At 62.4% G+C, this 12,505-nt stretch carries 8 protein-coding genes and 2 riboswitches; of the genes, 7 read left to right on the forward strand and 1 reads right to left on the reverse strand.

The genetic code is table 11. The features are described 5' to 3' along the window. A partial coding sequence (locus EPO09_RS00015; protein ID WP_290638934.1) for a PAS domain S-box protein occupies nt 1-1,449 on the reverse strand: 1,449 nt, incomplete at its 3' end. Nucleotides 1,450-1,616: 167 nt separating this feature from the next. Here EPO09_RS00015 and EPO09_RS00020 point away from each other — a divergent pair. The 7 genes from EPO09_RS00020 to EPO09_RS00050 all read left to right on the forward strand — a co-directional run. After that, entirely contained in the window at nt 1,617-2,618 is a 1,002-nt protein-coding gene (locus EPO09_RS00020) for a TRAP transporter substrate-binding protein (protein ID WP_290638946.1), read from the forward strand. A 68-nt stretch (nt 2,619-2,686) separates the two neighbouring features. Further along, nucleotides 2,687-3,286 carry a TRAP transporter small permease gene (locus EPO09_RS00025; RefSeq protein WP_290638936.1) on the forward strand — a complete coding sequence of 200 codons (600 nt, stop codon included), beginning with the start codon at nt 2,687-2,689 and terminating at the stop codon, nt 3,284-3,286. 11 nt (nt 3,287-3,297) lie between these two features. Beyond that, on the forward strand, nt 3,298-4,578 hold the full coding sequence (locus EPO09_RS00030; RefSeq protein WP_290638938.1) for a TRAP transporter large permease: 1,281 nt from the start codon (nt 3,298-3,300) through the stop codon (nt 4,576-4,578). A gap of 115 nt (nt 4,579-4,693) precedes the next feature. Next, nucleotides 4,694-4,807, forward strand: a riboswitch (glycine riboswitch). Nucleotides 4,808-4,834: 27 nt separating this feature from the next. After that, nucleotides 4,835-4,974, forward strand: a riboswitch (glycine riboswitch). An 84-nt stretch (nt 4,975-5,058) separates the two neighbouring features. Further along, nucleotides 5,059-6,174: a glycine cleavage system aminomethyltransferase GcvT gene (gcvT, locus tag EPO09_RS00035; RefSeq protein WP_290638940.1), complete on the forward strand. Its 1,116-nt coding sequence runs from the start codon at nt 5,059-5,061 to the stop codon at nt 6,172-6,174. A 109-nt stretch (nt 6,175-6,283) separates the two neighbouring features. Further along, complete coding sequence (gcvH, locus tag EPO09_RS00040; protein ID WP_290638942.1) at nt 6,284-6,658, forward strand: glycine cleavage system protein GcvH; 375 nt, start codon at nt 6,284-6,286, stop codon at nt 6,656-6,658. Nucleotides 6,659-6,738: 80 nt separating this feature from the next. Then, nucleotides 6,739-9,645, forward strand: coding sequence for an aminomethyl-transferring glycine dehydrogenase (gene gcvP / locus EPO09_RS00045; RefSeq protein WP_290638948.1), 2,907 nt, complete (start codon nt 6,739-6,741; stop codon nt 9,643-9,645). A 253-nt stretch (nt 9,646-9,898) separates the two neighbouring features. Beyond that, on the forward strand, nt 9,899-12,505 hold a 2,607-nt coding region (locus EPO09_RS00050), incomplete at its 3' end, for an ATP-binding protein (RefSeq protein WP_290638944.1).

Here is a 12,505-nt window from a genome sequence, read left to right on the forward strand (position 1 = left end):
GGTCTTGAGCGCCTTCATGACCATCGGGTCCATGTCATCCCGGGCCCCCAACGCATTGACCAGGCCAGCGTTGTAGCTGGCAATGGCCGTCAAGGGTTGATTGAGTTCATGGGCCAGGGTTGACGCCACCTCGCCCAGCATGGTCAGGCGCGCATGGTGGGCCATGGTCTCCAGTTGCTTGCGCTCGCGCTCTTCCATGCGCTTGCGCTCGGTGATGTTGAGCACGGATGCCATCCAGCCGATCTGCAGTCCCTTGGCGTCAACCAGGGGGGCCTCGAACACCATCACCTCGACGAGGCGGCCATCCCGGTGCTGCCATCTGGATTCGTAGCCATCGCGAGGCGCCTTGCCAGCCATGTTGCGCAAATGGCGGCTCATGCTTTGATCCAGTTCATGAGGCGCCCAATACGGCATGGGTGGCATCAAACCGATCAATTCATCAGGCTGGTAGCCCACCATGTCTGCCATGGTCTTGTTGACGTAAACCAACCTGCCTTGCAGGTCTCTGGCACGAATGCCGACGGCCAGCGAGTCTTCCATCGCGGATCGCCATGCGGCCTCCGTTCGCCAGGCCTCTTCGGCGCGCGACACACTCTGCATCTGTCGCCGGAGCATGAAACTGGCGCCCCCCAACAACAACACGAAGCCCCCCATCAGGGCCATGGGCATGGTTCGCCACCAGGGCGTGATGCGCTCACGCGACGTCAACTCCAGCCATGCGTTTGGCAGCGTGGGCGCCATTGACACCCGGTACCAGGCCTGGGTGGGGCGGCGCGGCCCATCCACAGTGGATGCAATCACCTCGTCTGACTCATCCACCAGCCGAATGTCGTACTTGGCTGCAAGCCACCAGGGCACTTTCTGGCGCAGCAAGGCGCCAGCAGAGTAACGGGCGACCAGCATGCCCCCCGGATGATCCGCCCCCCCCGGCAAGGCCACGGACAAGTGCCCTGCCATGCCAGCTTCTTCGCCCATATTGCGCAAGGCATCACGCGCAGGCAGCGAATCATCAGGAACATGCCCCATGATCTGACCGTCATCGCCAAGCCAGGTCACACTGACCCAAAAGCGCCTGAGGCCGTCCAGCACCAAGGCGTGCCTGGCAAACCCATCGGGCGTCAGGGCGCGGGACTGAATGTCATCGGCCAGCACACGAAGTTTCCCGGTTTCATCGTCCAGGCGATTGGTGATCTGCGCCTCCAGCGACAAGGCGTCCGAGATCATGTCGGCACGCTGGGATTCAAGATCGCTGACTTCCCTGGCGCGCAGCCAGATCATCACGCCAGCTACCAACAACATGGACAACACAAGCGGCCAGGCCCACAAAGAAGGCATCAAAGCAATGCGCGAGCCCCACAAAGACAGGCGAGGCCGAGGCGGCACAGCCAGCGCTGGCCGTGGCGGAACGCGGACGCTGGGTGCCGGTGAGCTGTCAGGCTGATCTGTCATGTCTGCAGTCTAGAACCATGGCGCGCACAGGCTTGCGCGCTGCATACAGGAATGTGGAACTCCACAATTTGCGACGCCCCTTTCCGGTTGAACAATGAGCCTATCGAAAACCAATCGGAGACGCCATCATGTTCAACCGTCAGACCTCGAATTTGCTGCGCCGCAACATGTTGACAATGGCCGCGTCGATCGCCGCCTCACTCACGCTCCTGCCGGCCGCGTTTGCCCAGTCTCCTATCGTCATCAAGTTCAGCCACGTGGTGGCCGTTGACACCCCCAAAGGCAAGGCCGCCGAGTTCTTTGCCAAACGGGCAGCCGAGTTGACCAAGGGGCGCGTCAAGGTCGAGGTCTACCCTAACAGCCAGCTCTACAAGGACAAGGAAGAGCTGGAAGCCCTGCAACTGGGCTCCGTTCAGATGCTGGCGCCCTCGCTGTCGAAGTTTGCACCGCTGGGCGTGAAGGAGTTCGAGGTCTTCGACCTGCCCTTCATCTTTGACGACTACCCTTCCCTGCACCGCGTCACCAACGGCCCGATCGGCCAAGGCCTGCTCAAGAAGCTGGAAACGCGCGGCATCCATGGCCTGGCTTACTGGGACAACGGCTTCAAGGTGATGTCGGCCAACAAACCGCTCAAGAGCGTGGAAGACTACCGCGGCCTGAAGATGCGCATCCAGTCCTCCAAGGTGCTTGACGCTGAAATGCGTGCACTGGGTGCGCTGCCTCAGGTGCTGGCCTTCTCTGAAACCTACCAGGCCTTGCAGACCGGTGTGGTCGATGGCACAGAGAACCCACCCTCCAACCTGTACACACAGAAAATGCACGAGGTTCAAAAGAACCTGAGCGTCACCAACCACGGGTATCTGGGCTATGCGGTGGTCGTGAACAAGAAGTTCTGGGATGGTCTGCCCAGCGACATCCGCCTGGCATTGAGCAAGGCCATGGCAGAGTCCACACAGGTGGCCAACGATGTGGCCTTCCAGGACAACCAGGATGCGCTGGCCAAGGTGCAGGCCTCCGGCAAGACCGTGATCTACAAACCCACCATCGGCGAGCGCTTCCTGCTCAAGAAGGCCCTGATGCCTGTACACAAGCAGATGGCATCGCGGATCGGCGACGAGGTGATCCAGTCCATCTACAAGGAAACCAACTTCGACCCCAGCAAGATGTGATCTGGTGGGTTGTACACAGCTCAGCCCACGCCAGGTCGTGGGCTTTTTTTTGAACAGGAGAGCCCATCATGAAATGGCTTGACCATCTGGAAGAGTGGCTGATCGCGTCCTTCATGGGCGCCGCCACCTTGATCATCTTTGCCTCGGTGTTGCACCGCTACCTGGTGGGCGTTCAAAGCCCTATCCAGGACTGGCTGCTGACGCTGAACTTCGCCTGGGCCCAGGAGGCCACCATCTACCTGTTTGTGTGGATGGCCAAGTTTGGCGCGGCTTATGGCGTGCGCACCGGCATCCACGTCGGGGTGGACGTGCTCATCAACCAGTTGTCCAGCCCGAAGCGCAAGGTCTTCGTGTTGTTCGGCCTGCTGGCTGGCGCCCTGTTCACAGGCACCGTCGCGACGATGGGTGCACGCTTTGTCTGGGAGAACGGCTTTCACTACGCCTTGTTCCACGCCCTTCACATGGACATGACCGACCTGGTTGAAGGCCCGACCACCCCAGACCTGGAGTGGCAGACCTGGATCATCTACTCCGCTATCCCCCTGGGCTCTTCGCTGATGTGCTTCCGCTTCCTGCAAGTGGCGTGGAATTTCATGAAAACCGGCGAGCTGCCACACCATGACCACGGTCACGTGGACGGTCTGGACGAAGAAGTGGCCAAGGCCTGAAGGAGCAGCACATGAACGGCATCATCATCTTTTCCGTGCTGCTGGCACTGATGCTCACGGGCATGCCCGTGTCCATCTCGCTGGGCCTCACGGTTCTCACTTTCATCTTTGGCTTCACGCAGGTTCCGCTCGAATCTGTGGCGCTCAAACTGTTCACAGGCATCGAGAAGTTCGAGATCATGGCGATCCCCTTCTTCATCCTTGCTGGCAACTTCCTGACGCATGGCGGCGTGGCCAAACGCATGATCACCTTCGCCACCAGCATGGTGGGGCATTGGCATGGCGGGCTGGCGCTGGCGGGCGTGCTGGCTTGCGCCTTGTTTGCGGCGGTGTCAGGGTCCTCGCCTGCGACCGTGGTGGCGATTGGCTCGATCCTGCTGCCAGCCATGGCCAAGGCAGGCTTTCCCAACAAGTTTGGCGCAGGTGTGGTCACCACATCGGGCGCACTGGGCATCCTGATCCCGCCATCCATCGTGATGGTGATGTACTCGGTGTCCACCAATACGTCCGTAGGTGCCTTGTTCCTGGCCGGCGTGATACCTGGTGCCGTCCTCGCCTTGATGCTCGGCTTCACGACCTGGTGGCGCGCCCGCAAGTTCGGCTATCCCCGCCAACCCAAGGCCACCTTTGCCCAGCGCATGAAGGCCCTGAAAGACTCCTTCTGGGGCCTGCTGCTGATCGTGGTCGTGATGGGCGGCATCTACACCGGGCTGTTCACGCCGACTGAAGCGGCTGCCATGGCTGCGGTCTACGCCTTCATCATCGCCGTGTTCGTCTACAAGGACATGGGCCTGAAAGACGTGCCCCGCGTGCTGCTGAACTCGGCCAATATGAGCGCGATGCTGCTCTACATCATCACCAACGCGGTGCTGTTCAGCTTCGTGCTGGCCAACGAGAACATCCCGCAGCAACTGGCTGACTGGCTGGTGGGCATGGGCCTGGGGCCGATCGCCTTCCTGTTCGTGTGCAACATCTTGCTGCTGGTGGCGGGCAACTTCATGGAGCCATCGTCGATCGTGCTGATCATGGCGCCCATTCTGTTCCCCGTGGCCGTGAAGCTGGGCATCGACCCCATCCACTTCGGCATCCTGATCGTGGTGAACATGGAAGTGGGCATGTGCCACCCACCGGTGGGACTGAACCTGTACGTGGCCTCGGGCATCACCAAGATGGGCATCACCGAGCTGACGGTGGCCGTATGGCCCTGGCTGCTCACCATGCTGGTCTTCCTCGGCCTGGTCACCTACTGGCCGCCTTTGTCCCTGTGGCTGCCCCACTTGCTGATGAAGTAAGCAGAACGCCGCACAAAAACCCACATCCCCCCTCAAAGCCGTGCCCGCAGGCCCCTGCGGCGCGGCTTTTTTCACACGCGCGGACCTCACAAGCCAAGGCACACACTGATACACTCGCGGCTTGTCAGGAGAGAGCCGTCTGCCCAAGTGCTGCGGCCGCCGAAGGCGCAGGGCCCCTCAACGCGAGTTGACCGCCCGAACGCTCAGGCAAAAGGACTGGCAAACATGGCGATTCGGCCTCACAAGGCCTGCCGCCATGATCCTCACTGGAGAGAGTCTGGTGACCTTGCTTGCACGCAAGGTGAGCCAGACCACCGAAGGGGCAAGCCCATAACGCGATGGCCAATGCTGTTGCGAGGGGTCAATCTCTCAGGTAAAGCGGACAGAGAGGGCAGCACCAAACCGGTTTCAACGCGAGTTGAGGTACCGGGGCGGATTCAGATTGAATGCCCTCCACTGGCCTCGCAGCCAGCTTTTGCCATGTCCGCAGATTTGCTCAAGACACCCCTGCACGCCCTGCACGTTGAACTCGGCGCCAAAATGGTCCCGTTCGGCGGCTATGACATGCCCGTGCAGTACGCCACCGGCATCCTCACCGAGCACAAGCACACCCGCAGCGCAGCCGGCCTGTTTGACGTCTCCCACATGGGCCAGGTTCTGCTCAAGGGCGAAGGCGCCGACGCTGCGCTCGAATCCCTGGTGCCCGTGGACATCGTCGATCTGCCCAAGTTCAAGCAGCGCTATGCCCTGTTCACGAACGAGCAAGGCAGCATCCTGGACGACCTGATGGTCACCCGCCGCGAGAACGACCTGTTTGTGGTCGTCAACGCCGCCTGCAAGACACAAGATATCGCCCACATGCAGCAGCACATCGGCAGCCGCTGCACCGTTCAGCCTCTGCCCGACCAGGCCCTGCTGGCCCTGCAAGGCCCACAGGCTGTGACGGCCCTGGCACGCCTGAACGCCGACGTGCAGAAGCTGACCTTCATGACCGGTGGCCACTTTGTGCTCGACGGCATCGATTGCTTCCTGACCCGCTCGGGCTACACCGGCGAAGACGGCTTCGAGATCTCCGTGCCCGCCGACAAGGCCGTACAACTGGCCCGCGCCCTGCTGGCCCAGCCCGAAGTCAAGCCCATCGGCCTGGGTGCCCGCGACACCCTGCGCCTGGAAGCCGGCCTGTGCCTGTACGGCCACGATATCGACACCACCACCACACCCGTTGAAGGCAGCATCACCTGGGCGATCCAGAAGGTGCGCCGCGCTGGTGGCGCCCGCGCTGGCGGCTACCCCGGTGCCAGCGCGATCGACGGCCAACTGGCCAACGGTGTGATCCGCAAGCGCGTTGGTCTGATCAGCACCGAACGCATGCCTGTGCGCGAAGGCGCCAAGGTGGTGGATACCAGCGGTGCCGACATCGGCATCGTCACCAGCGGCTCGCCCAGCCCCAGCCTGGGCCAGCCCATCGCCCTGGCTTACGTCGCCACGGCGCAAGCGGCCATCGGCACACAGGTGTTTGCCATCGTGCGCGACAAGCGTGTCGCCATGACCGTCACCAGCCTGCCCTTCGTGCCCAACCGCTATTACCGCGGCTGAAACCACTGACATGGCCGCGACGGCCTGAGGGTCTCTTGAGAGATACTCTCGGCCGTTCGGCACACCACCCAATTCAATTCACAGATTTCACAGATATAGGACGTCCAACATGACCATCAAGTACACGCCCGACCACGAATGGCTGCAAATCGAAGCTGACGGCACCGCCATCGTCGGCATCACCCACCACGCTCAAGACGCCCTGGGCGACGTGGTGTTCGTGGACCTGCCCGCCGTGGGCACCACCTTCAAACCCAAGGACGTGGCCGGCGTGGTCGAGTCCGTGAAGGCAGCCGCTGACGTCTACATGCCCGTGACCGGTGAAATCACCGAAGTCAACGAAGCCCTGCGCGACGACCCCGCCCTGGCCAACAGCGACCCCACCGGCGCTGGCTGGTTCTTCAAGGTCAAGCTGAGCAACCCCGCCGAGCTGGACGCCCTGCTGGACGCCACCGCTTACGACGACCTGCTGAAGAACGCCTGATCACCAGCCTCGTGATCAAGACGGCGCCGCCAAGCGGTGGCGCCAAGTTGTGCCCCGCCTGAACGATGCCGCCGAACGCCATGCTGAACACCCACCTGCCCACCCTCGCTGAACTCGAAAACGCGACCGAATTCCAGGCCCGCCACCTCGGCCCCTGGGATGACGAGCAGCAACTCATGCTCAGCGCCATCGGCGTGGCTTCGCGCCAGGCTCTGATCGACGGCATCGTGCCCGGCAGCATCAAGCGCGGCAACCCCATGGAGCTGCCTGCTCCGCTGACCGAAGCACAGGCACTGGCCGAGCTGAAGTCCATCGCCCAGCAAAACAAGGTGATGCGCAACTTCATCGGCCAGGGCTACTACGGCACGCTGACGCCTGGCGTCATCCTGCGCAACATTCTGGAAAATCCCGCCTGGTACACGGCCTACACGCCTTACCAGGCCGAGATCTCGCAAGGTCGCATGGAAGCGCTGGTGAACTTCCAGACCATGATCACCGACCTGACCGGCATGGCGATTGCCAACGCCTCCATGCTGGACGAGGCCACCGCCGCAGCTGAAGCAATGACGCTGGCCGCACGTGGCGGCAAGAGCAAGTCCACGCGCTTCGTGGTCTGCCACGACGTGATGCCGCAAACGCTGGAAGTGATCCAGACCCGCGCCAAGCCACTGGGCATCACCGTGGACCTGGTGCACGCCGCTCAACTGTGCGAGCACCTGCAAAGCAACGACTGCTTTGCCGCCCTGCTGCAATACCCTGGCGTCAACGGCCAGATCCGTGAACTCAAGCCCCTGATCGATGCGCTGCACGCCAAGGGCGCGCTGGCCATCGTGGCAGCCGACCTGCTGGCCCTGACCCTGCTGACGCCTCCGGGCGAGCTGGGCGCCGACATCGCCTGCGGCACCACCCAGCGCTTCGGCATGCCCATGGGCAATGGTGGCCCGCACGCTGCCTACATGTCCACCAAGGACGAGTTCAAGCGCTCCATGCCTGGCCGCCTGGTGGGCGTGAGCGTGGACAGCCACGGCAACCCTGCCTACCGTCTGGCCCTGCAAACCCGCGAACAGCACATCCGCCGCGAGAAGGCAACCTCCAACATCTGCACGGCTCAGGTGCTGCCGGCCGTCGTGGCCAGCATGTACGCCGTCTACCACGGCCCTGAAGGCCTCAAGCGCATCGCTCTGCGCGTGGCCGCCTACACCTCCATCCTGGCCGAAGGCCTGAAATCGCTCGGCCGCAAGCTGGTGCATGACACCTGGTTCGACACAGTACAAGTGCTGGCTGAAGACCGTGAAGCAGTGCTGGCCGCCGCAGTCAAGCTGGGCATCAACCTGCGTGATGCCAGCAACGACAGCATCAGCATCTCGCTGGACGAGACCACCACCCGCAACGACATCATCGACCTGTGGACCGTGTTCTCCGGCGGCAAGGCCCTGCCCTCGTTTGCCGCATTCGAAAATGGCGTCGCCCTGGGCCTGCCAGCCACGCTGCGCCGCAGCAGCGCCTTCCTGACGCACCCGGTGTTCAACACGCACCACAGCGAAACCGAGATGCTGCGCTACCTGCGCGCCCTGGCCGACAAGGACCTGGCGCTGGACCGCACCATGATCCCGCTGGGCTCGTGCACGATGAAGCTCAACGCCACCAGCGAGATGATCCCCATCACCTGGCCTGAGTTCGCGCATATCCACCCCTTCGCACCACGCGACCAACTCAAGGGCTACGAGTTGCTCAACGAGCAACTGTGCGCCTGGCTGTCGCAAGCCACCGGTTACGCCGGGATCAGCCTGCAGCCCAATGCCGGCTCGCAAGGCGAGTACGCTGGCCTGCTGATCATCAAGGCCTACCACGAAGCCAAGGGCCAGGGCCACCGCGACATCTGCCTGATCCCTGAAAGCGCCCACGGCACCAACCCAGCCAGCGCGCAGATGACCGGGATGAAGGTGGTGGTCACCAAGTGCGACAGCGAAGGCAACGTCGATCTGGATGACCTCAAGGCCAAGTGCGAGCAACACAGCGCCAATCTGGCCGCCGTGATGATCACCTACCCCTCCACCTACGGCGTGTTCGAAACCCGCGTGACCGAGCTGTGCAAGCTGGTTCACCAGCATGGTGGCCGCGTGTACGTGGACGGCGCCAACATGAACGCCCTGGTTGGCCTGGCCGCCCCTGGCCAGTTCGGTGGTGACGTGAGCCACCTGAACCTGCACAAGACCTTCTGCATCCCGCACGGCGGTGGCGGCCCAGGCGTTGGCCCTGTCAGCGTGGTCGAAGATCTGGCCCCTTACCTGCCCGCACACCGCTCGGCTGGCATCGGCTCTGAAGTGCAAGTGGGCGCCGTCTCGGCTGCACCGCTGGGCAATGCGGCCGTGCTGCCGATCAGCTGGATGTACATCCGCATGATGGGCGCCGATGGTCTGAAGGCCGCCACCGAAGTGGCCATCCTGAACGCCAACTACGTGGCCGCCCGCCTGGCCGATCACTACGACATCCACTTCAGCGGTGGTAGCCAGACGATCAAGGGCGGCGGCGTGGCCCATGAGTGCATCCTGGACATCCGCCCGCTCAAGGACATCAGTGGCGTCGGCGCTGAAGACGTCGCCAAGCGCCTCATCGACTACGGCTTCCATGCCCCCACACTGAGCTTCCCCGTGGCCGGCACACTGATGGTGGAGCCCACCGAGAGCGAATCCAAGGCCGAGCTGGACCGTTTCTGCGATGCCATGATCGCCATCCGCGAAGAAATTCGCCTGGTCGAACAAGGCAAGCTGCCCCAGGACGACAACCCGCTGAAGAACGCCCCCCACACCGCAGCCAGCCTGCTCAAAACCGACTGGGCGCACGCCTACAGCCGCGAACTCGCTGCCTACCCCGTGCCCAGCCTGCTCAAGCAGAAGTACTGGTCGCCCGTGGGCCGCGTGGACAACGTCTACGGTGATCGCAACCTGTTCTGCTCCTGCGTGCCCGTGAGCGACTACCAGGCCTGATCCGCCAACTGATCACTGCCTGAACGGCCCGCCGTGGTGCTCTGCGCCCGGCGGGCCGAACTGTTTCCAGTCGCCAACAAACTGACCTGGCTCAAGCCCGGACGTTGCCAAGCCCTGCAATCGGCGCTAATGTGCCAAGACAGTTGGCAAGGGCTCGCCAGCTGCTGTCAGCCCCTTGCAAGCAGAGCCCTCTGTATTTGGCGTGTCGCACAGAATGACAACGCCCATCAGCCAAAGATGCAACGGGAGGCTTATGCCTGTACTGACGGAACCCAAGCTTGCGCCCGCCAGCTTCATCCCCACGGAAGAAGGCTTGAAGATGGCGCTGGCAGCCGCGCAAGCCGGCATCTGGGAGTGGCATCTCGACACCAACCTGCATATCTGGTCTGGTGAGGTCTGGCCCTTGTACGGCCTGGGGCGCGAGATCCCCGCCAGCCACGACGCCTGGCTCTACAGCATCCATCCGGATGACCGCACCCACGTTCGCCAGACCATCTCGGCGGCCAGCCAGTGCCGTGTGCCCTTTGAAATCGAATGGCGCACCAACCCAGCCTTCGGCTCGGTCCGGTGGCTGCTGTCTCGCGGGCAGCCAGGCAAGCCCCAAGACAACGGCCAGGCGACCTACACCGGCATCGTCATGGACATCACGGCCCGCAAACGAGCCGAACATGCCGTGCTCAAGCTCACCGAGACGCTGGAAGAACGCGTCCGCGAACGCACCGCGGCACTCTCCGAACATGAACGCCTGCTTCAGAACATCCTGGATGGCGTGCCAGGCCTGATCGGCTATTGGGGCAAGGATCTATACAACCGTTTCGCCAATCGCTCCTATGGCGAGTGGTTCGCCATGACGCCCCAAGAGCTGCGCAACAAACACGTCAAAGAGCTGCTGGGGGCTGAGCTCTTCGAGCTCAATCGTCCACACATTGAGGCAGCACTCCAAGGGCAACGCCAGCGCTTTGAAAGGCAACTCAAGGTGCCAGGCCAGCCCGGCGAGGTCCGCCACGCCGAGACCCACTACCTCCCGGACATCGCCAACGGTGTGGTGCAAGGCTTTCTGGTCATCGTCTTCGACATCAGCCAGATCAAGCAGGCCGAACTGGCTGCTGAGGCCGCCAATCAAGCCAAGAGCGAGTTCCTGGCCAACATCAGCCACGAAGTACGCACACCACTGAACGCCATGTTCGGACTGGCTCAGGTTGGGGCCAGGCAAGCCACCAGTACCCCGCTGGGCAGAACCTTCGAGCAGATCCTCGATTCCGCCCAACACCTGCTCACGCTGGTCAACGATGTGCTGGATTTTTCCAAGATCGAATCCGGCAAGCTCAGCCTGCATTACGAGCGCATCAACCTCGGGCAAGTGCTGGATCATGTGCTCACGCTCAAAGCCATCCGAGCACAAGGCAAGGGCCTGCCACTGGTCGTGCATGAATCTGCCAACGTGCCTCAATATTTCCATGGCGATGCCACGCGCATCTCGCAGATTCTGCTGAACCTGCTGTCCAACGCCATCAAGTTCACGGAACACGGTCAGGTTTCGCTGAGCCTGGACTATGTCGCCCCGGATCTGATCATGGCCGTGAAAGACACCGGTCTGGGCATGTCGGCAGACAAGCTGGCTCAACTGTTCAAACCCTTTGTGCAGGTGCATGGCAACCACCCCTTGCAGACTGGCGGCACAGGCCTGGGCCTGGCCATCACCAAACGCCTGATTGACCTGATGCGCGGCCGCATCGACGTACAAAGCACCGCAGGGCAAGGCACGACCTTCACGGTCAAGCTGCCCCTGCTTCACCCTGAAGCTGCGCAAGTGCGCCATCTTGGGCAAATTGCCTTGCTGGCCAAAGCCAGCGAGCAGCGCGACGTATTGCATCAAGCCTTGCTGGCCCGTGGCGCGCCGGTCCATGTGTGCGACGAGCTGGCCGAGGCCGATGACACGACCAAGCTGCTCATCATTGACGCCGACTTGCTCCCGGATTGCGCCGCCGGCGACATCACGCACCATCGGCAACAAGGCCACACGATCCTGATCAATTCACCCGCCAGCACCGCCATCGCTTTTCCTGGCTCAATACCTGACGATCTCCCCGTGCTGGCAGGGCCACTAAGCCCCTTGCGCTTGCTCAACGCGATCAAGACAAGACTGGGGCACCCAAGCAGCAACAGCACGCACAGGCTGGAAGGCATCCGCATCCTGGCGGCGGAAGACAACCCGGTCAACCGGCTCGTGTTGCAACAAATGCTGGAGCAGGAAGGCGCCATCATGAGCTTTGCCTTCGATGGCGCACACGCCTTGGAGCAAGTTCGCGTACAAGGCCCTGCCAGCTTCGACATCGTCTTGTGCGACATCCAGATGCCCGTCATGGACGGCTACCAGACTGCGCAGGCCCTGGGCCACATCGCCCCTTCATTGCCAGTGATAGGCCTGACCGCGCACGCCTTTGACACGGCCAAACAACAAGCCCGACGCGCGGGCATGGTCGGCTACGTCACCAAGCCATATATGCTCGATACACTGGTCGACGAAATCAAGCGCTTTGCCCGTCGGCGCCCCGGAGATCCCATCCCTACTGACGACGAGGCTCAACCAGCCGCCAACGCGCCCGAACCCTCCATGCAGCAGGACATCACTGACTGGCAAGCGATGCAGCAATACTTTCAATCCCAGCCGCAATTGCTGGACAAATTGATCGGCATGCTGACCCCGACACTGTCAGGCATCCAGCAAGAACTGGAACAAGCCCGATCCGAACGCAACATGGACGCCTTGGCCAAGGTGGCGCACAACATCAAGGGCACGGCCCTGAACCTGCACACACCTGAGTTGGCGCGCCTGTCCGTTCAGACGCAAGAGCAGGCC

Source organism: Aquabacterium sp., from assembly GCF_004297345.1.
Taxonomy (GTDB): domain Bacteria; phylum Pseudomonadota; class Gammaproteobacteria; order Burkholderiales; family Burkholderiaceae_C; genus Aquabacterium.